Annotated in this window: 28 protein-coding genes; 18 read left to right on the top strand and 10 right to left on the bottom strand. The window is 67.6% G+C overall.

All coding sequences use genetic code 11. From position 1 onward, the window contains the following. Positions 1-145: 145 nt before the first annotated feature. From PMI02_RS19275 to PMI02_RS19300, 6 genes are read right to left on the bottom strand one after another with little or no spacing between them, the layout of a single operon-like run. Positions 146-397: a hypothetical protein gene (locus PMI02_RS19275; protein WP_007685996.1), complete on the bottom strand. Its 252-nt coding sequence runs from the start codon at positions 395-397 to the stop codon at positions 146-148. Continuing rightward, a complete protein-coding gene (locus tag PMI02_RS19280) occupies positions 394-702 on the bottom strand; it encodes a hypothetical protein (protein ID WP_007685999.1) in 309 nt (102 codons plus the stop codon). Before PMI02_RS19280 ends, PMI02_RS19275 begins: the two co-directional genes overlap by 4 nt. Then, positions 699-983, bottom strand: coding sequence for a hypothetical protein (locus PMI02_RS19285; protein WP_007686001.1), 285 nt, complete (start codon positions 981-983; stop codon positions 699-701). Before PMI02_RS19285 ends, PMI02_RS19280 begins: the two co-directional genes overlap by 4 nt. A gap of 31 nt (positions 984-1014) precedes the next feature. After that, positions 1015-1419, bottom strand: a complete 405-nt coding sequence (locus tag PMI02_RS19290; RefSeq protein WP_007686002.1) for a PspC domain-containing protein — start codon at positions 1417-1419, stop codon at positions 1015-1017. Positions 1420-1447: 28 nt separating this feature from the next. Next, a complete protein-coding gene (gene pspA, locus PMI02_RS19295; protein WP_007686003.1) occupies positions 1448-2281 on the bottom strand; it encodes a phage shock protein PspA in 834 nt (277 codons plus the stop codon). Then, complete coding sequence (locus tag PMI02_RS19300) at positions 2278-2502, bottom strand: hypothetical protein (protein ID WP_007686004.1); 225 nt, start codon at positions 2500-2502, stop codon at positions 2278-2280. Before PMI02_RS19300 ends, pspA begins: the two co-directional genes overlap by 4 nt. A gap of 159 nt (positions 2503-2661) precedes the next feature. Between PMI02_RS19300 and pspF the strand changes: the two genes are divergently transcribed. The 8 genes from pspF to PMI02_RS19340 all read left to right on the top strand — a co-directional run bounded on the left by pspF (position 2662) and on the right by PMI02_RS19340 (position 11138). Beyond that, on the top strand, positions 2662-3669 hold the full coding sequence (pspF, locus tag PMI02_RS19305; protein WP_007686005.1) for a phage shock protein operon transcriptional activator: 1008 nt from the start codon (positions 2662-2664) through the stop codon (positions 3667-3669). A 112-nt stretch (positions 3670-3781) separates the two neighbouring features. Next, on the top strand, positions 3782-4024 hold the full coding sequence (locus PMI02_RS19310; RefSeq protein ID WP_036504588.1) for a type II toxin-antitoxin system CcdA family antitoxin: 243 nt from the start codon (positions 3782-3784) through the stop codon (positions 4022-4024). After that, positions 4024-4323 carry a CcdB family protein gene (locus tag PMI02_RS19315; RefSeq protein WP_007686006.1) on the top strand — a complete coding sequence of 100 codons (300 nt, stop codon included), beginning with the start codon at positions 4024-4026 and terminating at the stop codon, positions 4321-4323. The genes PMI02_RS19310 and PMI02_RS19315 overlap by 1 nt, the downstream gene beginning before the upstream one ends. A gap of 159 nt (positions 4324-4482) precedes the next feature. Continuing rightward, positions 4483-5043, top strand: a complete 561-nt coding sequence (rimP, locus tag PMI02_RS19320) for a ribosome maturation protein RimP (protein ID WP_007686008.1) — start codon at positions 4483-4485, stop codon at positions 5041-5043. Between the two features lie 3 nt (positions 5044-5046). After that, the gene (gene nusA, locus PMI02_RS19325; protein ID WP_007686011.1) at positions 5047-6669 is read left to right on the top strand and encodes a transcription termination factor NusA; all 1623 of its coding nucleotides are present in this window, start codon (positions 5047-5049) and stop codon (positions 6667-6669) included. Further along, positions 6650-7381 (top strand): DUF448 domain-containing protein, encoded by a 732-nt coding sequence (locus PMI02_RS19330; protein WP_007686012.1) that lies wholly within the window; start codon positions 6650-6652, stop codon positions 7379-7381. The genes nusA and PMI02_RS19330 overlap by 20 nt, the downstream gene beginning before the upstream one ends. A 22-nt stretch (positions 7382-7403) precedes the next feature. Next, complete coding sequence (gene infB, locus PMI02_RS19335) at positions 7404-10196, top strand: translation initiation factor IF-2 (protein WP_007686014.1); 2793 nt, start codon at positions 7404-7406, stop codon at positions 10194-10196. Positions 10197-10601: 405 nt separating this feature from the next. Next, on the top strand, positions 10602-11138 hold the full coding sequence (locus PMI02_RS19340; RefSeq protein WP_007686017.1) for a DUF1697 domain-containing protein: 537 nt from the start codon (positions 10602-10604) through the stop codon (positions 11136-11138). 39 nt (positions 11139-11177) lie between these two features. Here PMI02_RS19340 and PMI02_RS19345 read toward each other — a convergent pair whose 3' ends face one another. After that, positions 11178-11510 carry an RcnB family protein gene (locus PMI02_RS19345; protein WP_007686018.1) on the bottom strand — a complete coding sequence of 111 codons (333 nt, stop codon included), beginning with the start codon at positions 11508-11510 and terminating at the stop codon, positions 11178-11180. 111 nt (positions 11511-11621) lie between these two features. Here PMI02_RS19345 and rbfA point away from each other — a divergent pair, with 111 nt between their 5' ends. Then, positions 11622-12026 (top strand): 30S ribosome-binding factor RbfA, encoded by a 405-nt coding sequence (rbfA, locus tag PMI02_RS19350; RefSeq protein ID WP_007686019.1) that lies wholly within the window; start codon positions 11622-11624, stop codon positions 12024-12026. Between the two features lie 93 nt (positions 12027-12119). Continuing rightward, positions 12120-12848 (top strand): alpha/beta fold hydrolase, encoded by a 729-nt coding sequence (locus tag PMI02_RS19355; protein WP_007686020.1) that lies wholly within the window; start codon positions 12120-12122, stop codon positions 12846-12848. A 9-nt stretch (positions 12849-12857) separates the two neighbouring features. On the opposite strand, the gene PMI02_RS19360 is transcribed toward PMI02_RS19355, so the two are convergent. Further along, the gene (locus tag PMI02_RS19360) at positions 12858-14480 is read right to left on the bottom strand and encodes a DUF1963 domain-containing protein (RefSeq protein ID WP_036504593.1); all 1623 of its coding nucleotides are present in this window, start codon (positions 14478-14480) and stop codon (positions 12858-12860) included. Positions 14481-14627: 147 nt separating this feature from the next. Between PMI02_RS19360 and PMI02_RS19365 the strand changes: the two genes are divergently transcribed. The 7 genes from PMI02_RS19365 (at position 14628) to PMI02_RS19395 (ending at position 22623) form a co-directional block, all read left to right on the top strand. Then, entirely contained in the window at positions 14628-15209 is a 582-nt protein-coding gene (locus PMI02_RS19365) for a thymidine kinase (RefSeq protein ID WP_007686022.1), read from the top strand. A gap of 183 nt (positions 15210-15392) precedes the next feature. Continuing rightward, positions 15393-15896, top strand: coding sequence for a DUF2239 family protein (locus tag PMI02_RS19370; RefSeq protein ID WP_007686023.1), 504 nt, complete (start codon positions 15393-15395; stop codon positions 15894-15896). After that, the gene (gene truB, locus PMI02_RS19375; RefSeq protein WP_007686024.1) at positions 15896-16801 is read left to right on the top strand and encodes a tRNA pseudouridine(55) synthase TruB; all 906 of its coding nucleotides are present in this window, start codon (positions 15896-15898) and stop codon (positions 16799-16801) included. Before PMI02_RS19370 ends, truB begins: the two co-directional genes overlap by 1 nt. Before the next feature lie 5 nt (positions 16802-16806). Next, a complete protein-coding gene (rpsO, locus tag PMI02_RS19380; RefSeq protein ID WP_007686026.1) occupies positions 16807-17076 on the top strand; it encodes a 30S ribosomal protein S15 in 270 nt (89 codons plus the stop codon). Between the two features lie 225 nt (positions 17077-17301). Further along, positions 17302-19632, top strand: a complete 2331-nt coding sequence (gene pnp, locus PMI02_RS19385; RefSeq protein WP_007686027.1) for a polyribonucleotide nucleotidyltransferase — start codon at positions 17302-17304, stop codon at positions 19630-19632. 139 nt (positions 19633-19771) lie between these two features. Then, a complete protein-coding gene (locus PMI02_RS19390; RefSeq protein WP_007686029.1) occupies positions 19772-21916 on the top strand; it encodes a hypothetical protein in 2145 nt (714 codons plus the stop codon). Further along, positions 21913-22623 carry a DUF3142 domain-containing protein gene (locus tag PMI02_RS19395; RefSeq protein WP_202948634.1) on the top strand — a complete coding sequence of 237 codons (711 nt, stop codon included), beginning with the start codon at positions 21913-21915 and terminating at the stop codon, positions 22621-22623. Before PMI02_RS19390 ends, PMI02_RS19395 begins: the two co-directional genes overlap by 4 nt. A gap of 4 nt (positions 22624-22627) precedes the next feature. On the opposite strand, the gene PMI02_RS19400 is transcribed toward PMI02_RS19395, so the two are convergent. After that, positions 22628-23275: a peptidylprolyl isomerase gene (locus tag PMI02_RS19400; protein ID WP_007686033.1), complete on the bottom strand. Its 648-nt coding sequence runs from the start codon at positions 23273-23275 to the stop codon at positions 22628-22630. Positions 23276-23303: 28 nt separating this feature from the next. Continuing rightward, on the bottom strand, positions 23304-24017 hold the full coding sequence (locus tag PMI02_RS19405; protein WP_007686036.1) for a GcrA family cell cycle regulator: 714 nt from the start codon (positions 24015-24017) through the stop codon (positions 23304-23306). A gap of 106 nt (positions 24018-24123) precedes the next feature. Between PMI02_RS19405 and PMI02_RS19410 the strand changes: the two genes are divergently transcribed. Then, positions 24124-25029, top strand: coding sequence for an ABC transporter permease (locus PMI02_RS19410; RefSeq protein ID WP_007686039.1), 906 nt, complete (start codon positions 24124-24126; stop codon positions 25027-25029). The last annotated feature ends 34 nt before the right edge of the window (positions 25030-25063 follow it).

The following is a 25063-nucleotide window of genomic DNA, read 5'->3' on the forward strand; positions in this document are numbered from 1 at the left end:
CTTGAACTCGCGACCCTCCGCCATGACGTCGACCCGAAAACACTGCCAGGCCTTGTACTTCGGCTGGCGGATGCTGGGCCATATAACCTAAATGGTTATAAATGTCAAGCGCCGTCTTCCCAGCGCAAGCTGGGATGACGGTGGTTCACTCCCGCAGCGACTCGATCTCGCGGGCGAGGTCGCTGCCGCGCTTCTCGTCGGTGGCGATGCGTTCGAGGACGATGATGCGCTTGCGCATGGCATCCACCTCGCGCTCGAGCTCGTGTTCGCGCGCGGTGTGGTCGTAGCCTTCGCCCTGTGCGCTGCGGCGATCCCCCAGCGCGCGGTAGCGCTGGGCCTTCAGCCAGGTGACGCACCCGATCGCGAACAGCACGACGACGGCAGTCCAGAAGCTCATTGCGTGGTCACCTCCGATACGCGGCCCGTGTCACGCAGCGCCTCGATCTGCCGGGCGATGTCGTGACCGTTGCCCCCATCCGTAATGATCCTTTCGAGGACACGCACGCGATTTTCCAGTTCGCTGCTGTGGGCGGCGTACCGTGCGGCAACCTGGGCAGCCTTCTCGGTGCCGGCATCGGCGGCGAGTTCGAGCTTGCGCTCCATGAACGCGAGGCGACGCTTGTAGGCGCCCGAGATCGTGGTGGCGACGGCGACGACGGTGCCCATGACCGTCGACAGGCCCAGGACTGCGTCGTAGCTCACCGGCGCACCGCCGCCGGTTCGGCGCGGCGTGCCTCGACCTCGCGCGTGTCGCGCAGGGCCTCGATCTGGAGGGCGGTATCGTAGCCGCCGTCGGTGATGATGCGTTCGAGCACGCGCACCCGCTCCTCGAGCTCGCGCGAGTGCGAGGCGTATTGCGCGGCCTTCTCGGCCGTGGCCTCGATCTGCAGCTCGGCGAGCTTGCGCTGGTGCTTGGTCCAGATCGCGAAGCCGCCCATGATGAACGGTGCGAGCGGGATCAGCACCCAGATTGCGTCTTCCATCGAATGTGTCCCCAATTACCCGGATGTGCGCTCAGCGCAGAGAGTCTATCTCGGCGGCGAGGCGCGAGTTGCTGTTCGAGTAGTGCGCTTCCATGTCGGCGATCCGGCGGTCCATGTCGGACAGGTCGGTGCGCAGGCGCGGCGAGGAGGACGACAGCGTGCTGGGCGAGGAAAGGCCCTTCTTCGCGCGGCGGCGTTCCATCCGGCGCAGCAGGCGCATCTCCTCCTCCTCGCTGTAGAGCCCCATCGGGCGCTTGTCGGCGAGCACGGCGATGGCGATGTAGATGGGGATCACGATCGGCAATCCGAACACCAGCAGCAGCACCGCGGCGAGGCGGACCCAGAGGGCGTCCACCCCCGTGTAGTCCGCAATGCCCGAGCACACGCCGGCGAGCTTGGCGTTCGACTTGTCGAGATAGAAATGTCCGCGTGACACTGGTTTTCCCTTTCCCTGGATGACGCGCTTACTGCTGGGGCGAAGTCTTGGCGGCCTGGCTATCCATGGCGCGCTTCATCTCCGCCAGTTCGGCATCGATCGTGTCGCCATCCGCGAGCGCGGCGATTTCCTCGGCGAGCGTCGGCTGGCGGTGGTCGGAGAGGCTCATCGCCTCGGCGCGGCCTTCCGCGTAGTCCACGCGCCGCTCGAGCTGGTCGAAGCGGGCCATCGCCTCGTCGACACGCTCGCTCGACAGCAAAGTGCGCAGTTTGACGCGATTCTCGGCGCTCTGCAACCGTGCAGCAATGGACGACTGACGGCTGCGGGCCTCGCGAAGGCGGGTCTGCAGCTTCTCGATGTCGGCCTCGTAGGCGCGCAGGGCATCGTCGAGCACGAGAGTCTCGGCGGCGAGCTGCTCGGCCATGTCGGCGGCCTTCTTACGCTCCATCAGCGCGGCGCGGGCGAGGTCCTCGCGGCCCTTGCTGAGCGCGAGCTGCGCCTTGTCGGCCCAGTCCGCCTGCAGCTTGTCGAGCTTGCCGACGTGGCGGCGCAGTTCCTTCTGGTCGGCGATCGTGCGGGCGCTGCTGGTGCGCACCTCGACCAGCGTCTCCTCCATCTCGAGGATGATGAGGCGGATCATCTTCGCCGGGTCCTCGGCCTTGTCGAGAAGGTCGTTGAAGTTGGCGGCGACGATGTCGCGGGTGCGGGAGAAGATGCCCATGGCGGTGGTTCCTCGTGCGAAATACTTGGGCGAAGGACGGGCGGCATGGCCGGCATCCTGGAATGTGTCGTAGCGGTAGGCGCGGGCCTCGACGGCCGGCGTGTTCTGGAGCACTTCGATTTCCGCGTCGAGCCTGCTCATGCCAGCGGCGCTCCGCAGGCGTGGGTCTTCACCGGCGCCGCATAGGCCTTGGTTGGGCCGAACTGGTCGGCCATCACGTAGAGGTTGAGCGCCCCCATCGCCAGCAGGCTGGCGATGATCGCCCAGTCCAGCTTGGTGCGCGCCAGGGTGGAGCGCTGGGGAACGGAGCGGGCCGGTGCGAGGCCCTGGTGAGGTGCGGTGCTGGCGGTGCTCGACGGCATGGCGTGGTGTCCTTGGTCCTGAACTCTTGCTTGCCGAACGTATCGCAATGACCGTGCCAAACCTGGCGGGCGGCGGAAATCTGCCATTTTCCTCTATTGCGGAGGATCTGCCTTCAAAATGAATTGCCAATGAACGGCGAATTTCGCTAATTATTGGGAATGGAGCGTGACCATCAGTTCGTCGGCCAATCCACGGCCTTCCTCGACGCGGTCGAGCGGGCCAGCCGTGCGGCCGCCGTGCGCCGCCCCGTGCTCGTCATCGGCGAGCGGGGGACCGGCAAGGAACTGATCGCCCAGCGCCTCCACCACCTCTCCCCGCGCTGGGGCGAGCCGCTGGTCACGCTCAACTGCGCGGCGCTGCCAGAGACGCTGATCGAGGCGGAGTTGTTCGGCCACGAGGCGGGCGCCTTCACCGGCGCCACCCGCGCCCGCGCCGGCCGCTTCGAGGAGGCGGACCGGGGCACCCTGTTCCTCGACGAACTGGGCAACCTCTCGATGGGCGCGCAGGAGCGCCTGCTGCGCGCGATCGAGTACGGCGAGGTCGTGCGCATCGGCTCGTCGAGGCCGGTAACGGTCGACGTGCGCATCGTCGCCGCCACCAACGCCGACCTGCCGCGCATGGCCGATGCCGGTACCTTCCGTGCCGACCTGCTCGATCGCCTGAGCTTCGAGGTCATCACCCTGCCGCCGCTCCGCGCCCGCGAAGGCGACGTCGTCGAACTCGCGGATTACTACGGCCGCCGCATGGCCAGCGAGCTGGAGTGGGGCCGCTGGCCCGGCTTTTCCGATCCCGCGATGGACGCGCTGGAGGCCCACGAATGGCCCGGCAACGTGCGCGAACTGCGCAACGTGGTCGAGCGCGCGGTCTACCGCTGGGGCGACGAGAACGGCCCCATCGGCGAAGTGGTGTTCGACCCCTTCGCCAGTCCGTGGGTCATGCCATCGCCCGCCGAGCCTCCGTTATCGCGCCCCGCAGTTCAGCCCGAAACGCCTGGCACCCCGACCTCCCTGCGCGCCGCCGTCGAGGCCCACGAACGCAGTCTCGTCCTCGCCACGCTGGAGCGCCTCCGCTGGAACCAGCGCAAGGTCGCCGGCGCGCTCGGCCTGACCTATGACCAGCTCCGCCACTGCCTGAAGAAGCACGGGCTGCATCAGGGCAGGGGTTAGCAAGGCTGCCGCGACTTGTTGAGCCAGGGGGGGTAGCGTGAGATGCAAGTTTGTGAGACGCTATTGAAGTGGCGAGAATGCGCATATATAATGCGCATGAAAGTGAGGGTCGATGCCCAAGGCTGCTACTTCTTCAGTTCGCAGAGCGACAAACGTCTCGCTGGATGCCTCGCTGATCGAGCAGGCCCGCGATCTGGACATAAACATATCGCGCGCTTGCGAGCGCGGATTGGCAGAGCAGATCGTTGAGACGCGGGATAAGCGGTGGCGCCATGAAAACGCCAAAGCCATTGCGTCGTTCAATGCTTATGTCGAACAAAATGGCGTGCCATTGGCGCGGTTCCGCCGGTTCTAATGCCCAAGTTCGATGTGTATCGACTGCAAGATGGCGGCGGCCTCGTGCTGGATTGCCAGGCGGACCTACTGAGCGATTTCGGTACGAGGTTTGTGGTTCCATTGTTGTCTTGCGGCGAGGCGCCCAAACCTGTCGCGCGGCTCAATCCGATTTTCACAATCGAAGGCCGCGATTATGTCATGTTGCCTCAACTTGCTGCTTCGATCCCGTCATCGGAACTGCAGTTGAAAGTGACCTCGCTGCGCGACCATGATCTGACCGTCGGGAATGCTTTGGATATGCTCATCTCCGGCTTCTAATTTATTTGGGCCATAGCACCCCCAACCACCCCCTTGCCTTTTTCCAGAATCGCGCCTATCTGGCCCTCATCCCGACATGGTGAAACAAGGTTGGGCTGGCGCCGGGAAGGGGCCGGCGCGAAACCGCGTTGTCATACATGCGCTGATCTGGAGTTCCATTTGGTCGATATCGTACGCCTTACCGAAGTGATCGAACCGGAGGTCAAGGCCCTGGGCTTCGATCTCGTGCGCGTGCGCGTTTTCGGCAAGAGCGAGGTCGGCGACGACGAGATCGCGCTGCAGATCATGGCCGAGGACCCGGCCACCGGGCAGCTCGTGCTCGACGATTGCGCGGCGCTTTCGCACCGCATTTCGGACCGCATGGACGTGCTGGAAGCCGCCGGCGAGACCCTGATCGAGGAAGCCTACCGGCTTGAAGTCAGCTCGCCGGGCATCGACCGTCCGCTGACCCGTCCCAAGGATTACGCCAAGTGGGGTGGTCACGAGGTCAAGGTGAACCTGGTCGAACCGATCGAAGGCAACCGCAAGGGCCTTCACGGCGATCTGGTCGGCATCGAGGGTGACGTCGTCACCGTCGACGACCGCAAGTCCGGTGTGGTCAGTTTCCCGCTGGAAAACATTCTCTCGGCTCGGCTTATCCTGACGGACAAGCTGATCGCAGCAAGCCGCCCGCTGGACACCAGCGGCGCAGACGACATTCTTGAGGAACAGGAAGACTAAGCCATGGCCAGTGCGATTTCCGCCAACCGCGCCGAGCTGCTCGCGATCGCGAATTCCGTCGCGTCGGAGAAGATGATCGACAAGTCGATCGTCATCGAGGCGATGGAAGAAGCGATTCAGAAGTCGGCCCGCAACCGTTACGGTGCCGAGAACGACATCCGCGCGAAGCTCGACCCGCGCACCGGCGATCTGCGCCTGTGGCGCGTCGTTGAGGTCGTCGAGGAAGTCGAGGACTACTTCAAGCAGGTCGACCTCAAGCAGGCCGAAAAGCTCCAGAAGGGCGCGGCGCTGGGTGACTTCATCGTCGACCCGCTGCCCCCGGTGGACCTCGGCCGCATCGACGCGCAGTCGGCCAAGCAGGTGATCTTCCAGAAGGTCCGCGACGCCGAGCGTGACCGCCAGTACGAGGAATTCAAGGACCGCGCCGGCGAAGTCATCACCGGCGTCATCAAGTCGGTCGAGTTCGGCCACGTGATCGTCAACCTCGGCCGCGCCGAGGGCGTGATCCGCCGCGACCAGCAGATCCCGCGCGAAGCGGCCCGCGTCGGCGAGCGCGTGCGCGCCATCGTGCTGCGTGTCGAGCGCCAGAACCGCGGCCCGCAGATCTTCCTTTCCCGCGCGCACCCGGACTTCATGAAGAAGCTGTTCGCGCAGGAAGTGCCCGAAATCTACGACGGCGTCATCGAGATCAAGGCCGCCGCCCGCGACCCGGGCTCGCGCGCCAAGATCGGCGTCATCAGCAACGATTCCTCGATCGACCCGGTCGGCGCCTGCGTTGGCATGAAGGGCAGCCGCGTCCAGGCCGTCGTGCAGGAACTCCAGGGCGAAAAGATCGACATCATCCCCTGGAGCGAGGACACCGCGACCTTCGTCGTCAACGCGCTCCAGCCCGCGACCGTCAGCCGCGTCGTCATCGACGAGGAAGAGAGCCGTATCGAAGTGGTGGTGCCCGACGACCAGCTGTCGCTGGCGATCGGCCGCCGCGGCCAGAACGTGCGTCTCGCCTCGCAGCTGACCGGCTCGCAGATCGACATCATGACCGAGGCCGAGTCCTCGGAGAAGCGCCAGAAGGAATTCACCGAGCGCTCGAAGATGTTCGAGGAAGAACTCGACGTCGACGAGACCCTCTCGCAGCTGCTGGTGGCCGAAGGCTTCAGTGAGCTGGAGGAAGTGGCCTACATCGACATCGCCGAACTGGCCGCGATCGAAGGCTTCGACGAGGAACTCGGCGAGGAACTGCAGAGCCGTGCCCACGAGGCGCTCGAGCGCCGCGAGGACGCTAACCGCGAGGCGCGCCGTGCGCTGGGCGTCGAGGATGCGCTGGCCGAGCTGCCGCATCTCAACGAGGCGATGCTGGTCACGCTGGGCAAGGGCGGCATCAAGACGCTCGACGACCTGGCCGACCTCGCCACCGACGAGCTCATCGCCAAGAAGCGCACCGAGCAGCGTCGCCGCGACGGCACGGTCAACCGCCGCGCCGCGCGCGACGAGGACAAGGGCGGCGTGCTCGGCGAGTACGGCCTGAACGAAGAACAGGGCAACGAAATCATCATGGCCGCGCGCGCCCACTGGTTCGAAGACGAGCCGGTAGCAGAGGAGGCCGCCGATGCGGATTCCTCGCAATGATCGCGTAAGCTCCGACATCGACGGCGCGAAGGCGGAGAGGACCTGCATCCTCTCCGGTGGGAAAGCTGCGCGGGACGCATTCGTCCGTCTGGCGATCTCGCCGGACGGTCTCGTGCTCCCGGACGTCCACGCGCGTGCCCCCGGGCGCGGCGCGTGGATCGGCGTTTCTCGCGCAGACCTTGAAAAAGCGATCTCGAAGGGCAAACTTAAGGGAGCACTGGCGCGCGCCTATAAAGGAGCGGCGCTCAGCATCCCCGAAGACCTCGCCGACCGGATCGAGGCTGGGCTCACCCGCTCGCTGACCGACCGGCTGGGGCTCGAACTGAAATCGGGCAAGCTGCTCATGGGATCGGACCGCATCGCGCAGAACGCGCGGGAAGGTAAGGTCGAATGGCTCGCCCACGCCGCCGACGCGAGCGAAGACGGCTCGCGCAAGCTCGACCAGGCATGGCGGGTGGGGCGCGACGAAGAAGGATCGGGTCTGCGGGGCATTCGCTTGCCTCTGGACCGAGAGACGCTGTCTGTGGCATTGGGCCGCGACAACGTCGTTCACCTGGCGCTGAACGACCGTGGATCGGCTCAACGAGTCGAATCGCAGCTACAGCGCCTCCTGCATTTCCAAGGGCAGGTCCCGTGTCGGGATTCCGGCGCGACCGACATGGATGATGGCAACGGAGCGGCACTCGATGCCGCGTCCGTGACGACGAATTGACCGAAGGGCGAAGACGAGAATTATGAGCGAGACCGACAACAAACCGACCCTGGGCCGCAAGCCGCTTGGGCTTAAGCGCTCGGTGGAAGCGGGTGAGGTCAAGCAGACCTTCAGCCACGGCCGCACCAACAAGGTGGTGGTCGAGGTGAAGCGCCGCAAGCTGATCGGCAAGCCCGGCGAAACCGTCGAGGGGGCTCCCGCCCCGGCCGCCGCCGCGCCTGCGCCCGCTCCGGCTGCCCCGGCGCCCGCGCCGCAGCGCCCTGCGCCCGCCCCGGTCGCCAAGCGCCCCGCGCCGTCCAACGAGACCCCGCAGGAGCGCGTCGCGCGTCTTCAGCGCGAGGCCGAGGAAGATCGCCTGGCCTCCCAGGAAGAGAACAATCGCCGCGACCAGGAAGCCCGCCTGCGCGCGATCGAGGACGAGAAGCGCCGCGCCGAGGAAAGCCGCCGCGAAGCCGAAGCTGCTGCTGCAGCGGCCTCCGCGCCGGCTCCTGAAGCAACGCCCGAGCCGGCTCCGGCCGCCCAGGAAGCTGCGCCCGTAGCCGACGCGGCCCCTGCCGCGCCGGTTGCCGAAGCAGCACCCGCGGTGGAAGCGCCCGTCACGGAAGCGCCTGTCGCCAAGGCTGCCGAGCCTGCTGCCGCCGCAGTGGAAGCACCGACGCCGGTTCCCGCTCCGCGGACCTTCACGCCGGTTCCGGCCGCTCGCCGCTTCACCCCGGTGCAGCGTCCCGAGCCCCGCAAGCCCGAGCCCGCTGCTGCACCGGCTGCCGGAACGACCGAGGCTCCCGCCGCCGCCACCAGCGGTGCAGGCGCCGCTGCCAAGCGTCCCGACGCTGCCAAGAAGGGCGCCGTTCCCGCGCGCCCCGCTCCGCAGCAGGGCGGTGAACGCGGCAAGGGCGCCGGCGGCGATCGTCGCCAGTCCGGCAAGCTGACCGTGACCCGCGCGCTCAACGACGACGAGGGCGCCCGCGCCCGTTCGCTCGCCGCGCTCAAGCGTGCCCGCGAGAAGGAGCGCCGCTCCAGCTACGGCGGTCGTTCGCAGCAGCAGCGCGAGAAGCAGGTCCGCGACGTGATCGTCCCCGAGGCGATCACCGTCCAGGAACTGGCCAACCGCATGGCCGAGAAGGGCGCCGACCTCGTCAAGTCGCTCTTCAAGCTGGGCATGATGGTCACCGTCAACCAGACGATCGACCAGGACACGGCGGAGCTGCTGGTCGAGGAATTCGGCCACAACATCCAGCGCGTGTCGGAAAGCGACGTCGACATCGACACGACGACCGACGTCGATCCCGAGGAAACGCTGAAGCCCCGCGCTCCGGTGGTCACCATCATGGGCCACGTCGACCACGGCAAGACGAGCCTGCTCGACGCTCTTCGCGGCACCGACGTGGTGCGCGGCGAAGCGGGCGGCATCACCCAGCACATGGGCGCCTACCAGATCAAGACCAAGGGCGGCGATCTCGTCACCTTCCTTGATACCCCGGGCCACGCCGCGTTCACGCAGATGCGCATGCGCGGCGCCAACGTCACGGACATCGTGGTGCTGGTGGTGGCGGCCGACGACGGCATCATGCCGCAGACGGTCGAGGCCATCAATCACACCAAGGCCGCCGGCGTGCCGATGATCGTGGCGATCAACAAGATCGACAAGCCCGAGGCCAATGCCCAGAAGGTGCGCGAGCGCCTGCTCGAGCACTCGATCGTGGTCGAGGAAATGTCCGGTGACGTCCAGGACGTCGAGGTTTCGGCCAAGACAGGCCTCGGCCTCGACAACCTGATCGAGAAGATCCTGCTCCAGGCCGAGCTCATGGAACTCAAGGCCAACCCCGATCGCGAGGCGGAAGCCACCGTGATCGAGGCCAAGCTCGACAAGGGCAAGGGCCCGCTGGCGACCGTTCTGGTCAACCGCGGCACCCTGAAGGTCGGCGACATCCTCGTCGTGGGCACCGAGAGCGGCCGCGTTCGCGCGATGCTCGACGACAAGGGCCGCCAGGTCAAGTCGGCTCCTCCTTCGATGCCCGTGGAGGTCCTCGGCCTCGGCGGCGTGCCGATGGCGGGTGACATGCTCACCGTGGTCGACAGCGAAGCGCGTGCCCGTGAGGTCTCGTCCTACCGTCAGGAACAGGCGACCGCCAAGCGCACCGCCACGGCTCCGGCCAACATCGAGACGATGTTCTCGGCGCTGGCCGCCAAGCAGCAGGTCATCGAGTATCCGGTCGTGATCAAGGGCGACGTGCAGGGTTCGGTCGAGGCAATCAACGCCGCGCTGAACAACCTGTCGAACGACGAGATCAAGGTCCGCATCCTCAGCTCCGGGGTCGGCGCGATCACCGAGTCCGACGTGACGCTGGCAGCCGCCAGCGGCGCGCCGATCGTGGGCTTCAACGTCCGCCCGAACGCCAAGGCGCGCGAGCAGCTGCAGAAGACCAAGACGCCGATGATGTACTACGACGTCATCTACGAACTGACGGCGGAAGTCGCCAAGCAGATGGCCGGCATCTGGGGTCCGGAGCGGATCGAAACCGTCGTCGGCCGCGCCGAGGTCAAGCAGGTCTTCCCGGCCGGCAAGAAGGACAAGGCGGCGGGCCTGCTCGTCACCGACGGCTACATCCGCAAGGGCATCAACGCCCGTCTCACGCGTCAGGACGTCATCGTTTCGAAGACGCTCATCCAGTCGCTGCGCCGCTTCAAGGACGATGTGGACGAAGTCCGCGCCGGTCTGGAGTGCGGTGTGGTCCTGGCCGACACCAACGACATCAAGCCGGGCGACATGCTCGAAGTCTTCGAGGTCACGGAGCGCGAACGCACCGTCGGCTGAGGCCACCGGCCTGAAACAGACATGCGGCCATCGCCGGGGAAACCCGGCGGTGGCCTTTGTCTTTGGTGGGCCTGAGTATCAGGAATTTAACCGCAGGCATCCATGCGCGCTCGCCTATGCCTTCCCGGTCGCGACCTGCGACGGAAAGGGAGGTGAAAACGGATGGACATACATACTATCGTGATTCTGGTAATCGGCGTGGCGACCTTGGTGGTCGGCTTCGTCACCTTGATGATCAAGCTCATTGAGCCGGGTCGCAAGTAACCGGTAAGGAGGCTGGCGCTGCAACGTCAGCCTCCGATATGGAAAGAGCCCGGACGCTGCAACGCCCGGGCTCGGAAGGTCGGATGACAATTCAAACGATCGTGATCCGATGAACCTACACCCTTTGCCGGAATTTTCAAGATGACCCGCTACTGCGCCTTCTTCGCTTCGATCAACGTCGGCGGTAACCGCATCACCATGGCGGACCTGCGCTATGCGTTCGAGCGCGAGGAGTTCGAGAACGTCGAGACGGTGGTCGCCAGCGGAAACGTCCTGTTCGACTTCGACGACCGGCCGACCGAGGGTCTGGAAGACCTGTTCGCGCACATGATGCTGGAGCGGTTCGACCTGAAGACTTTCGCGGCCGTGCGCAATGCCGACGAGGTCCGCGCGGCGGTGGAGGACAACCCCTTCACCGGGATCGGGCAGGACCACTACGTCCATACCCTGTTCCTCGAACGCGAGGCGGAGCGGGCGCCCTTCGACAAGCTGGTGGCGGATCATGCGGGCAGGGGGCCGGAAAAGATCGCGCTGGGGCCCCGCTCGCTCTACATCGATTACGTCGACGGAGCGGGGGCTTCGAAGCTGACGAACGCCTTCATCGAGCGGCGGCTCGGGTGCCGGGGCACGGCGCGCAATGTGCGCTCGCTGGCGCGGATACACGCCAAGATGGCATGAGGGGCAGCCGCCTGATGGGCAGCCCCTCATGCCGCGGGGTTAGCGGAACATGCCCGCGGTAACGGCCGAAACGATACCGCTGGTGATGCCGACCAGCAGCAAGTCGTTGCCCGAACGGACGTAGTGGTAGCCGCGCGGCGGCGCCTTGACGTTGCGATACTTGCGGTAGTCGACCTGCTGGTAATTGCGCGCATGGTTCCGGTCGAACCGGTCACCCTTGCGGAAGGTCTTGTAGGTCGTCGTCTTCTTGGTCACCACTGTCTTGGTCTGCCGGTGGCTGCTCTGGTGCGAAGGCTGGGCCATGGCGGGCGCGGCGACGAGGGCGGGTGCGACCACCGCGACGGCGGCGAGGACTGCGGTGAAGGTCTTCATTGGCGACTCCTTTTTTGTCGTGCGTTTCGATCGGGATAACGCCGGAGGGGGGCGATGGAGGCGTAATCAATTGTTGCAAATTGTCGCGGTTGACCCACATGGACCTGACGCATGGCACAGCAGTTTACCCCCGAGCAGCACTCCGTCCGCCTCCTGAAGGTGGGCGAGCAGGTGCGCCACGTCATCTCCGAGATCCTCACCCGCCAGCAGGTGCGTGACGCAACGCTCAGCGCGCACACCGTCTCCGTCACGGAAGTGCGGATGACGCCGGACCTGCGCGTGGCGAACGTTTACGTGAAGCCTTTGCTGGGCGAGGACGAGGAGATCGTGCTCAAGGCCCTCCGCACGCACACGGCCTACTTCCAGCGCGAAGTGGCGCAGCGGCTCCGGCTCAAGTTCGCGGCCAAGGTCCAGTTCCGCGCCGACGAGAGCTTCGATGAGGCCAGCCGCATCGATGCGCTGCTCAACGACCCGCGCGTGAAGCGCGACCTCGAGGGTGAACCTTCCGAAGACTGATTGGGGCGCACCGCCCGGACGATTAGCAGGGGGCCGTCTTTCGCTTCCCGTTCGGTCGGCTACCCTCGCCGCGAGAACAGCGGGAGATCGGCCATGCGCGACATCGTATTCCTCCACGGCGGCGGGCAGGGCAGCTGGGTCTGGGACCAGACCATCGCCGCCATCGCCCGGCAGTCGGACGGCGCCGCCCGGTGCCTCGCCCTCGACGCGCCCGGCTGCGGGACAAAGCGCGGGGTCGACACCACGGGCTATGCGTTTGTCGATACCACCGCCGAACTGGTCGCCGACATCGAGGCAGCCGGCCTTTCCGACGTCATGCTCGTGGGCCACTCTCAGGCGGGGATGACGATCCCGCACATGGCCGAGCTGGCGCCAGCAGGGCTCATCGGCAAGCTGGTCTACGTGACCTGCTCAGCGCCGCTCGCGGGCCTGACCACGCTCGACCAGATGGGCCGTGGCCCGCGAGGTTCGAGTCCCGATGAGGTCGGCTTTCCGCCCGTCCCCGAGGCGGAGCGCTATGCGGTGATGTTCTGCAACGACATGGACGAGGCCGAGGCCGCGACGTTCCTCTCAGGGCTGGGCAAGGACGGCTGGCCCGCCAGCGCCTATGGCTGGAGCGACTGGCGCTACGACCACCTGCGCGCCATCCCCTCGAGCTACGTGATCGCCCTGCGCGACATGGCCCTGCCGGTCGAATGGCAGGAGCGCTTCGCGGACCGGCTCCACGCCCGGCGGATCACGCGGATCGACGCCGGCCATCAGGTCATGAACACGCGGCAGGAGGGCCTTGCGGAAATCCTGCTGGCCGAGGCGCGGAGTTGAGCGCGGCGCTCAGCTGTCCCTGAACGTCAGGCTCGCCGCGCTCCAGTTGCCGGCGGCGGCATCCTGCGGGGCGATCCGGAACTGGTAGAGCCCGCCCTCTGCCCAGCACCATTCCATCATGTCGTCGTAGCCCAGCTGCAGGAGCAGGATGTCGCCGTCATGTTCGCTGCGTGCGGCGCGGCGGGCGGGCAGGCCGAATATCTGGTGCTGGTCGATCGGGGGAAGGCGGTAGTCGGCGTTGATCCGCTCCAGCACGTCGCCGGGTAGGGCGGCGAGAGCTTCGGGCGGGCCTGACACCATGGCGCGGACCGACAATGTTGCCAGCTGCGCCAGCGAGCCGGGGACGTGGTGGCGGACCAGTTCGCCGAAGCGTTCGTGCACTTCCGACAGCAGGTCCGCGACGACGTCCAATTCCTCCGGCGAGAGCTGCGTCCAGGGATCGCGGCCGGCAATGAAGCCTTCCAGCGCCTCGACCATGTCCGGCAGAGCGGCACATTGTGCCTCCGTTTCCTCGAGCTCCTCTGCAAGATAGTCTGCCGTTTGCCGGGCATGCTCTACTGCATCGGCAGTCGCGGCAGGGTTGGCCTCGAGCTGCGCAAGCGCACCCAGCTTCTGTTCGAGCGCGGCGCGCTGCATGGCGATCGGACGCGCGCAGGCGGCGAGCGCTTCGTGCAATTGGTCGGTGAGGTGGATGACCGAATGCCACCACAGCGCCTCGACCGGCGCGCCGACGCCGGCGGCGTAGAAGGGGTGATCGCGGAGCGGAGCCACGCGCTGCAATTGGCTCGCCATCGCTTCCTCGATCGCCGTCTCGCGCAAGAGGTCGCCGTGGTGGCGGAGGTTTTCGGGCAGATCGAGCGGGGTGAGCTCAACCGGCCAGAACGGGAAGAACCAGCGGCTGAGGCGGCCCGGCGTGGCAGGGAAGGGCTGGCCCCCTTCGTCGAACGCGGGCGGCAGGTCGGCCGGCGGCTCCGCGAAGCCGTGCTCGCCGTCCGGCACGGCGATGACCGCGCCGCTGCCGAGGAAGAACGCCAGCGAGCCAGAGGTCGGCAGCGCGGCGCCCGGTGCGGCGAAGGCGAGGTCGGCGAGGTCGATCTGCGCTGCGAACGGCACGGGCACGCCGCCGGCATCGCGGGGCCACGGTGCATCGCCGAGCTTCGGCAATCCGCCCAGCCAGCTAGCGTCGGAGAACCAGTCGCGACCAGGTTCGCGGGGCTTGCGAATCAGGATCACGGGCGGCGGCGGCGCGGCAGGTTCCGCCTCGACCGGCGCGGGCGCGGGCTCCTCATCGGGCAGGGCGCGGCGGCGCAGGCCGGCTATCCGGTCGCCGGGCATGGCATCGCCCGCGAGCGGCTCGGGCGTCCAGGTCGCCATCGGCTCGATGAGTGGCTCCGTGCCGATCCGGCGCTGCTTCGTTCCGCTCTGCCCGAATACCAGCGCCGCGAGTGCCGCCAGGATGACGCCCAGACCCAGCAGCGCCAGCACCGCGATGTCCCGGCCCTGGATGGCGATGATCCGCGAGGCCAGCACATCGAGCGGAGCCAGGCTGCCGCCCAGCGGAGCCAGCTTGAGATAGGCGGCGACGATTGCCGGCAGTGCGAAGCCCGCCAGCGCGGCGATCACTCTCTTCATGCCCGGTCCCGCCACATCCGTTTTTCCCTTTCGACGCGCGCCCTTGCGGGTCTCAGTCTTGAAGCGGAGTGTTAAGCCCAATCGCGCCGGGGAGAAGCCCGCCGGGCCCCGTGCGCGCCGGCTCATGCGGTGTTATCCCCAGCGCGGATGGCCAAGCTCTATTTCTACTATGCCAGCATGAACGCGGGCAAATCGACGACGCTGCTGCAGGCGGACTTCAACTACCGCGAGCGGGGCATGCGCACGATGCTGTGGACCGCCGCACTCGATGACCGGAGCGATGCCGGTCACGCCATCGAGAGCCGCATCGGCCTCCACGCAGGCGCTAACCGCTTCGCCGCCGGGACCGACCTGTTCGAGCAGGTCTGCGCCGCTCACGCGGTCGAGCCGCTGTCCTGCGTGCTGGTGGACGAGGCGCAGTTCCTCACGCCCACGCAGGTCTGGCAATGCGCCGATCTTGCCGACAAGGCGGACATTCCCGTGCTCTGCTACGGGCTGCGCACCGACTTTCGGGGCGAGCTGTTTCCCGGCGCGGCCGTGCTGCTGGGCATCGCCGACAGCTTGGTCGAGCTGAAGGCGGTGTGCCACTGCGGGCGCAAGGCGTCGATGAACCTGCGGGTCGACGAAGCGGGGCGCGCGGTGAGCGAAGGGGCGCAGACGGAAATCGGTGGAAACGACCGTTACGTCGCACTGTGCCGCCGGCATTTCAGCGAGGCGTTGGGGCGGTAGGGGTTAGTTGATTAAGTACATGCGCACGCACGCTTCCTTGAAGGGGCGGGGCGGGGCGATCTCGACGATGTGAAAGAACCTGCGCGAACGTAGCAGCCTGGCGCGGTGTAGGAAAATCGCGCTGCCCGGTATTTTACCCGGATGTATTGACAATTTAACCCGGGTAAATGTAGGGGGCTGCCCATGCCTTTGACCCTGTTCTACAAAAATGAAGTGATCGCGCGCGGGACGCCCGGCGATTTCGCCGGACTTTTGCGTGAGATCGGACCCGTCGCCCGCAGCAGCGACCTGCTCGCCTTCGACGACGACACCGGGCGGCAGGTCGATCTCGATCTGGCCGAACCGGCGCCGCGTCCGCGCGGCCGTCCGGCGCTCGGCGTCGAGGCGCGCGAGGTGACGCTGCTGCCCCGACACTGGGAATGGCTCGCCGCGCAGCCCGGCGGCGCCTCGGTGACCTTGCGCAAGCTGGCCGAAGCCGCGATGCGCGCCGGGCGCAGCGAGCGTGAGTGCCTCGACGCCGCCTGCCGCTTCCTCACCGTCATGGCGGGCGACCGGCCCGGCTACGAGGAAGCGACCCGCGCGCTCTACGCGGGCGACCTCGAGAATTTCGACGCCCTGTGCGTCCTGTGGCCCCATGCGGTCGCGGATTATGCCCGGCGGCTCGCCTGGCCCAAGGAGTCGGTGTGATGCCCCACGGCTGGATCATTCTCGACAAGCCGCTGGGCCTCGGCTCGACGCAGGCGGTGGCCGCGGTCAAGCGCAACCTGCGCGAGGCGGGCTTCGGCAAGAAGGTCAAGGTCGGCCACGGCGGCACCCTCGACCCGCTCGCCACCGGGGTCCTGCCGATCGCGATCGGCGAGGCGACCAAGCTGACCGGGCGCATGCTCGATGCCAGCAAGGCGTACCTGTTCACCGTGCGCTTCGGCGAGGAGACCGACACGCTCGACCTCGAGGGCAAGGTCATCGCCACCAGCGACGTGCGGCCCTCGCAGGCCGAGGTCGAGGCGGTGCTGGAACGCTTCACCGGGCCGATCGCGCAGGTGCCGCCCGCCTATTCGGCGCTCAAGATCGACGGGGAGCGGGCCTATGATCTGGCGCGGGCAGGCGTCGAGGTCGAGTTGAAGTCGCGCGACGTGACGATTTACGACCTCCGACTGGAGGCTTTCGACCCGGAGGAAGGCGCGACGCTCCTCGCCAAAGTCTCCAAGGGCACCTATATCCGCAGCCTGGCGCGCGACATCGCGCAGGCCCTCGGTTCCTGCGGCACGGTCACGATGCTGCGCCGCGCGCAGGCCGGTCCGTTCCTTCTGTCTCAGGCGATTTCGCTGGACAAATTGAACGAAGTGGGTAAGGGCGCGCCTCTTGAACAGATACTCTTGCCGCTGGAGGCGGGGCTGGACGACATCCCGGCCATCGACCTCGACCCGGAGCAGGCAAGGGCGGTCCGACAGGGCCGCGTTCTGACCGGAATGCCCCATGAAGACGGGCTCTATATGGCGCGGGAGGGAATGATCCCTGTCGCGCTGGTGGAGCTTTCGGACGGCAGCGTCCGCGTTTCCAGGGGCTTCAATCTATCGGATGTCGCGGAGTGAATTGAATGTCGGTTACCCCTGAGAAGAAGCTGGATATCATCACGGACAACGCCCGCGCCACTGGCGACACGGGCAGCCCGGAAGTCCAGGTCGCGATCCTTACCGAACGCATCAAGAACCTGACCGAGCACTTCAAGGCTCACCACAAGGACAACCACTCGCGTCGCGGTCTGCTGGCCATGGTCAACAAGCGCCGCTCGCTGCTGGACTACCTCAAGAAAAAGGATGTGGCGCGCTACAACTCGCTCATCCAGAAGCTCGGTCTGCGTAAGTAAGATCGAACGACGGCCCGCCTCGGCGGGCCGTTTTGCATTTGAGACCCGCGGCGTGGTATCTGGGCATCGTCCCGGACCCCGCCGGGAAAGACCTAGATTTACGAGTATCCCCGCAATTCGGCGGGGGGCTCTGGGGCCTCAGAAAAAGCCCCGCACCGGACCGGGACGGTACCCCGGCAGTAAGCCCCGCCGTTGCAATAGGGCCGGTGGGTCGAGGAAAATCTTATGTTCGACGTCAAAACCGTAAGCATGGAGTGGGGCGGCAAGACCCTCACCCTGGAAACCGGCCGCATCGCTCGCCAGGCGAATGGTGCAGTCCTCGCCACCTACGGCGAAACCGTGGTGCTGTGCGCCGTGACCGCCGCCAAGTCGGTGAAGGAAGGCCAGGACTTCTTCCCGCTGACCGTCCACTACCAGGAAAAGTTTTCGTCCGCCGGCCGCATCCCCGGTGGCTTCTTCAAGCGTGAGCGCGGCGCGACCGAAAAGGAAACGCTGACCAGCCGCCTGATCGACCGTCCGATCCGCCCGCTGTTCCCCGAAGGTTTCTACAACGAAATCAACGTCATCGCCCAGGTCCTGAGCTATGACGGCGACACCGAGGCCGACGTCCTGGCGATGATCGCCGCTTCGGCCGCGCTGACCATCTCGGGCGTGCCCTTCATGGGCCCGATCGCCGCCGCGCGCGTCGGCTACGTCGATGGCGAATACACGCTGAACCCCAAGCAGGACGTCGCTCTCAAGGAAGGCAGCCTCGATCTCGTCGTCGCCGCCACCGGCGACGCCGTGATGATGGTGGAATCGGAAGCCAAGGAACTGACCGAAGAGGTCATGCTGGGCGCCGTCGTGTACGCGCACGACGAGATCAAGAAGGTCGTGAACCTCATCATCGACCTGGCCGAAAAGGCCGCCAAGGAGCCTTGGGAAGTCGATCTTTCGGACAGCACCGCCGACATCAAGGCGAAGCTCAAGAAGGTCGTCGGCAAGGACGTCGCCGCAGCCTACAAGCTGACCGACAAGTCGGCCCGTTCCAACGCCCTGAACGCCGCGCGCGCCAGGGCCAAGGAAGCGTTCTCGGACGAGACCCCGCAGACCCAGATGGTCGCCATCAAGTCCATGAAGAAGGTCGAGGCGGACATCGTTCGCGGCGCCATCCTCAAGGACGGCAAGCGCATCGACGGCCGCAAGCTCGACCAGGTCCGCCCGATCGAAGCGATCGTCGGCTTCCTGCCGCGCACCCACGGTTCGTCGCTGTTCACCCGCGGCGAAACCCAGGCGATCTGCACCACCACCCTTGGCACCAAGGAATCGGAGCAGATGATCGACGGCCTCGAAGGCCTGTCGTACTCGTCGTTCATGCTGCACTACAACTTCCCGCCCTACTCGGTCGGTGAAGTCGGCCGCTTCGGCGCCCCGGGCCGCCGCGAAGTCGGCCACGGCAAGCTGGCATGGCGCGCGCTGCACCCGGTGCTGCCCGCCAAGGAAGACTTCCCCTACACGATCCGCGTTCTCTCGGACATCACCGAGTCGAACGGTTCGTCCTCGATGGCCACCGTCTGCGGCGGTTCGCTCTCGATGATGGACGCCGGCGTGCCGCTGGTACGCCCGGTCTCGGGCATCGCCATGGGCCTGATCCTGGAAGGCAAGGACTTCGCGGTCCTGTCGGACATCCTGGGCGACGAGGACCACCTCGGCGACATGGACTTCAAGGTCGCGGGCACCGAAGTCGGCATCACCACGATGCAGATGGACATCAAGATCGCGGGCATCACGCGCGAGATCATGGGCAAGGCGCTCGAGCAGGCCAAGGCCGGCCGTGCGCACATCCTGGGTGAAATGACCAAGGCCCTCGGTTCCTCGCGCAGCGAACTGTCGGCTCACGCTCCCCGCATCGAGACGATCCAGATCGACAAGTCGAAGATCCGTGACGTCATCGGCACGGGCGGCAAGGTCATCCGCGAGATCGTCGCCGAGACCGGCGCCAAGGTCGACATCGACGACGAGGGCGTGATCAAGATCTCGTCGTCCGACATCGCGCAGATCGAGGCCGCCAAGAAGTGGATCCTCGGCATCGTCGAGGAAGCGGAAGTCGGCAAGGTCTACCAGGGCAAGGTCGTCAACATCGTCGACTTCGGCGCCTTCGTGAACTTCATGGGCGGCAAGGACGGTCTCGTCCACGTCTCCGAAATGAAGAACGAGCGCGTGGAAAAGCCGACCGATGTCGTCAAGGAAGGCCAGGCCGTCTACGTCAAGGTCCTCGAGATCGACCCGCGCGGCAAGGTTCGCCTGTCGATGCGCGTCGTCGACCAGGAGACCGGCGCTGAGCTGGAAGACACCCGTCCGGCACGTGAGCCCCGCGAAGGCGGCGATCGCGGTCCGCGCAGCGGTGGCGGCGATCGCGGCGGTGACCGTCGTGGCCCGCGCCGCGAAGGCGGCGGCGATCGCGGTCCTCGCGGTGGCGGCGATCGTGGTCCCCGCGGCGGCGGCGACCGTGGCCCGCGCGGCGGCAGCGAAGGCGGCAACCCCGACCACCTGCCGGCCTTCCTCAAGGAAGACTGATAGGTCCGGAGCCATCAAGGCATCAGGAAAGGGGTCGCGCCGCAAGGCGCGGCCCTTTTTCGTTGGAACCCCCCTCCCGGTTGCGGCTTGCATTCCCGGAGCTACGTCGAAACACTGAGCCTGAAGCGGAGAGGACCGGATGAAGCGAGTGGCACTGGCGGGGGGCGCGCTCATGGCGCTGGCGGCGTGGCCCACTGCCGCAGGGGCGAGCGGGGACTACGGCTGCACGCCTGGCTGGACGCTCGCGACCTCCGCCTTCGAATGCGCCGGCAGCGCCGTGATCGGCCCGCGCAACGACACCCGCGTCAACCTTGCCTTCCTGCTGCGCGACCGCGCCGGGCTGTCCTCGCCGGGCAAGCTGGCCTATCCCGAGCAGGACTGGGGCAACGGCGATTTCGGCCACGTCTTCCTCGGCTGGGACGAACTCCAGTCCGCCTTCTGGCCCGCCGGGCAGGCCCCCGCCGACGAGACGGCGCAGGACTACGCCGGCTCGCGCTGCCAGACCCTCGCCAGCGGCGGGGCCGCCTTCCGCGCCGCGCTCGCCGCGAGCAAGGGCGTCAGGCCCGAGGAGCGCGAAACCCTGGCCGCCGCGCGCGACCTCGTGAAACCGGCCTGCGACGGTGACAAGGGCCCGGCGGCTTGGCCCGCCGCGAGCAGCGCGCCGGGGCGCGAATACCTTGCCTACCTGCAAGGCGCCCGCGCCTTCTACGCCGACGATTTCGCCTCTGCCGGCAAGCTGTTCGCCGGCCTCTCCCGCTCGAAGGACCCGTGGCTGGCGGAAACCGGGCGCTACATGGTGGCCCGCAACGAACTTGCCGCTGCCCAGGTCGGGGCTTTCGACGAATGGGGTGGCTACGCTGGCGGCGACAAGGTCGACCGCCCCTCCGCCACCCGCGCCCGGGCGGCGCTGCAGGACTATCTCTCCGCCTACCCCAAGGGCCGCTACGCCGCCTCCGCCTCGGGCCTGACGCGCCGTGCGGCGTGGTTGCTGGGCGAGGGGCCGGGCCTCGCGCGCAGCTATTCCGGCCTTCTGGCGGCGCAGTCTCCGTTGGACCCGCAGGCCCCGGCGCTGCTGGAGGAAGTGGAGAGCAAGGTCCTGTTCGGCACCGGGCTGGGCAACGACCCCGACGCACCGCTGCTGCTGGCGACCTGGGATCTCGTGCGCATGCGCCGTTACGGAGAGGACGAGCGGCCCACGTTGGTCTCGACCATCCCCCCGGCGCTGACCGCAGGAGAGCTCGCAGCGCAGAAGCCCGCCTTCGCCAAGGCGCCGGACCTCTACGCCTTCCTGCAGGCGAGCTTCGCCTACCACGTCGCGCACGACTACCGCGCCGTGCTGGCGCTGGTCCCCGACGGTACGCGCGCCAAAAGCCTCACCCCGCTTGCCTTCAGCGGGCAGATGCTGCGGGGGCTGGCGCTGGAGAAGCTGGGCGACCGCAACGCCCCGGGCTTCTGGCAGCAGCTGGCGCCGGCCGCACGCGACCTCTACCAGCGCCCGGCGGTGGAACTGGCGCTGGCGATGCACTGGGAGCGCAGCGGCGACCTCGGCCTCGTCTTCGCGCCCTCCAGCCCCGTCACGGAGCCCGAAATCCGCACGCTGCTCCTGGCGCACACGGCTGGCGCGGACCTGCTGCGCCGTCAGGCGACCGCCGCTGCCGCCGGCCGGGTGGAACGCGACGTCGCGCTGTTCACGCTGCTCGCCAAAGGGCTGAGCCGGGGGCGCTACGCCGACGTTGGCAGGGACCTGGGGCTGGTTCCCGCCGATGCCTCGACCTCCGGCTGGGTCGGCGAGGGCTGGGAGGGCGCGTGGATGAGCCCCGATCCCGATTCGCGCCCGCCCGCCGGCTTCTTCGTGCGCGGGAAGTGGCAGGACCAATATGCCTGCCCGGCGTTGGCGAAGACCGTCGCGACGCTCGCCGCCACGCCCGCCGACGTGAAGGGACGGCTGTGCCTCGCCGAGTTCTGGCGCCTCAACGGCTTCGACGATTACCTCGCCGGTGACGCGCACCCCGCCGCCGACGAACTGGGCGGTACGAAGGAGCTGTTTCCCGGCAAGCCCATGCCGCGCTCGGCCCTTTACGCAGCCGTGCTGGCAGACCGCGCCGCCGGGCCGGACGACACCGCCTATGCGCTCTACCGCTCGGTGATGTGCTACGCGCCGAGCCGCATCAATTCCTGCGGCGGCACGGATGCCAGCGAGGGGCAGCGCCGCGCGTGGTTCCAGCGCCTCAAGCGCGATTACCCCAAGAGCCGGTGGGCCGGCGAACTCAAGTATTACTGGTGAACCGCCGAGGCGCGCTGGTGGGCGCACTCTCCAGCCTTGCGCTGGCGGCCTGCGGGGACCGGGCGGGCGGAAAGGTAGATCCCCGCGCGTACCAGGCGTTCTTCCTCTGGCCCGGCGTAAAAGCGCCTCCGTGGCTGAAGCAGGCGCGGGAGGTCTACGTGCTGGCGGGTGAGGTACGCCACCGACCGAACAGTCCCTTCGTGCCGCTGCGCGCGGTGCCGCATGTGCCGGGGCCCGCGCTGTGGCTGGTCGTGCGCGTCGAGCGGCTCGACTGGAGCGAGGCGATGTACCGGGAGGTCCTGCGCATGCTGGCGCTGTGGCAAGCCTCGGGTAACCGCGTGACCGGCCTGCAGATCGATTTCGACGCCGCGACGCGCGGGTTGGAGAGGTACGCGCAGTTCCTCGCCGACCTTCGCCGCCGGTTGCCCGGGCGCTGGAAGCTCTCGATCACCGGGCTGATGGACTGGAGCGCCGGGGGCGACCCGCAGGCGCTGGCAAAGGTGGCGGGTAGTATCGACGAGATCGTGGTGCAGACCTACCAGGGGCGGCGCACGATCCCGGGGTACGAGGGCTATCTGGCCAGCCTTCGCAGGCTCGGCATGCCTTACAAGGTGGGGCTGGTCGAGCGCGGTGACTGGCGCGAACCGGCGGGTCTCACCAGCGACCCGGAGTTCCGGGGCTACGTCGTGTTCCTGCTGGGCCGGTAGCCACTCAGGGCGCGGTCGTGCGCCGGGCGCTGATGATCTTGATCGGCGGCTCGAGGATCTGGCCGCGCATCACGCCTTCGCCCTTGGTGGGCGAGAGCGGTGCGTTCCACAGCGCCATCACCACGTCCATCCCCGCGACGACGTGGCCGAACGCGGCGAAGCCGGCGCGGGTGTCGGGGTTGTCGGAATCGGGCTGGGCGTCGAGCGAGGTGAGGTCGCCGATCATGATCGTGAAGTCGGCGGTCGCGCTGCCGGGCGCGAAGCGCGCCATCGAGATCGTGCCCGCCTTGTGGCTGAGGCCGGTGACGCTGGTGGGCTCGTGCGCGATCGGGGGCAGCACCTTGACGCCCTGCAGGCCGCCCTGGAGCAGTCCGGCGGGCTCGTCACCCCAGTCGAGGTGCATGGCGCGGTAGAAGGTGGCGCCGTCGAGCCGCTTGCCGTCGACGTACTTCAGGAAGTTGGCAGCGGTGACCGGCGCGTGGGTGCGGTCGAGCGCCAGCGTGATCACGCCCTGGGGCGTCGTCAGCGCGACGTAGGCATAGTCGACCGGGACCGGCGCCGGCGCTGCGGCAGGGACCGGTGCGCTGTCCTGAGCGGCGGCGGGGGACAGCGAGAGGGCGAGCGGCACGATGAACGCCAGCGCCGCCTTCAAGGCCGTCCGTCCCGCCGCCCTCATCGGATCAGCGGACCCGCGGACCGCCGAAGGGCAGCGGCGGGGGAGCGCGGCGGGCGCCGCGCGGCAGCTGGGCCTGGTAGGCGCGGCCGCAATGCTCGACGCAGTAGGGGAACCCCGGGTTCACCTTTTCGCCGCAGAAGTGGAAGTCCGGCTCGCCCGGGTGGCCCATCGGCCAGCGGCACACGCGGTCGCTGAGGTCGAGCAGGCTGGTCTTGTCGGCGATCTCGGCGCTGGGCTTGGCCGGAATCAGGCGGCGCGGCGGCGCGGGAGGGATCGGCTGCTGCTGGTCGCCGGGGCCCTGGCGCAGGAAGCCGCCGGGGCCGACCGAGACCACGCGCGGGCGGTCGGAGACCGGCGCGGGGGCAGGGGCGTCGGCATCGGCCGCTGCGGGAGCAGGTGCGGGGCTTCGCGGCGCGGGCGCGGCAGGAGCGGGCGGCGCCGCGCGGCTCACCGGAGCGGCGGGTGCCTCGGCCTGCGGTTCGGGCGCGCGGGGCGGCGGCGCGGCCTCCACCGGCTTCACCTTCTTGGGAGCGGCGGGGCGCGCGGGCTTCTCGTTCGCCTTCACCGGGGAAGGGCGGGCCTTAAGGCCGAGGCGGTGGGCCTTGCCGATCACCGCGTTGCGGCTCACTCCGCCAAGCTCGTCCGCGATCTGGCTGGCGGTGGAACCACCTTCCCACATCTTGGTCAGCTTCTCGATCCGCTCGTCCGTCCAGCTCATTCCAGTTCCATCATTTCGAGGGGCACCCGGGGATTTCACCCCAGAATCGCCCCGGATATCCAGGCGCCGCTTGCCTCGGAAGGCTACAGCCGATAGTCGCCGGTCCATGCCCGATCAACCCCAATCGACTGCGCTGCCGGACACCTCCGGGATCCTCGACCCCAATGGCAATCCGGCCCCTTCCGTTTCGACCCGGTTTCCGGCGAAGGGAGAGCCCGTGATCCACCAGGTCAACTGGGTGGGGCTCCAGACCCTTTATATGAAGGAGGTCCGGCGTTTCTTCAAGGTCCAGACCCAGACGATCTGGGCGCCGGCGATCACGACGCTGCTGTTCCTGGTGATCTTCACCGTCGCGCTGGGACGCGGCGGCCGCGAGGTGCTGGGCGTCAACTTCGCGACCTTCGTGGCGCCGGGCCTGATCGTCATGGGAATGATGCAGAACGCCTTCGCCAACTCCAGCTTCTCGTTCCTGGCGGGCAAAATCCAGGGCACCATCATTGACTTCCTGATGCCGCCGCTCACCGAGGGCGAGCTGATGCTGGCGATCGTCGGCGCCGCGGTGACGCGCGCGGTGCTGGTGGGCCTCGCGCTGTCGGCGGCGATGCTGCTGTGGCCGGGCATCGACATGTCGGTCGCCCACCCGTGGGCGGTGGTGTGGTTCGGGCTCGCGGGCTCGGTGTTCCTCGCGCTGCTGGGCTTCCTCTCGTCGATCTGGGCGGAGAAGTTCGATCACAACGCGGCGGTCACCAACTTCGTGATCGCCCCGCTCTCGCTGCTGTCGGGCACGTTCTACGTGATCGACAACCTGTCGCCGCTGTTCCAGGCGATCAGCCGCGCGAACCCGTTCTTCTACGTGATCTCGGGCTTCCGCTTCGGCTTCCTCGGGGCGAGCGACATCGGCGATACCAACATGGCGGTGCTCCACAGCGCGCTGGGCCTCGGACTGCTCGATGCGGTGCTGGCGGGCGTGGTATTTGTGGTGCTGCGGTCGGGCTGGAAGCTGAAGGGCTGAATTCCGGCGCGCCCGGCCGCAAAACGGTGCGGAT

It is taken from the genome of Novosphingobium sp. AP12, from assembly GCF_000281975.1.
In the GTDB taxonomy this organism is placed as follows: domain Bacteria; phylum Pseudomonadota; class Alphaproteobacteria; order Sphingomonadales; family Sphingomonadaceae; genus Novosphingobium.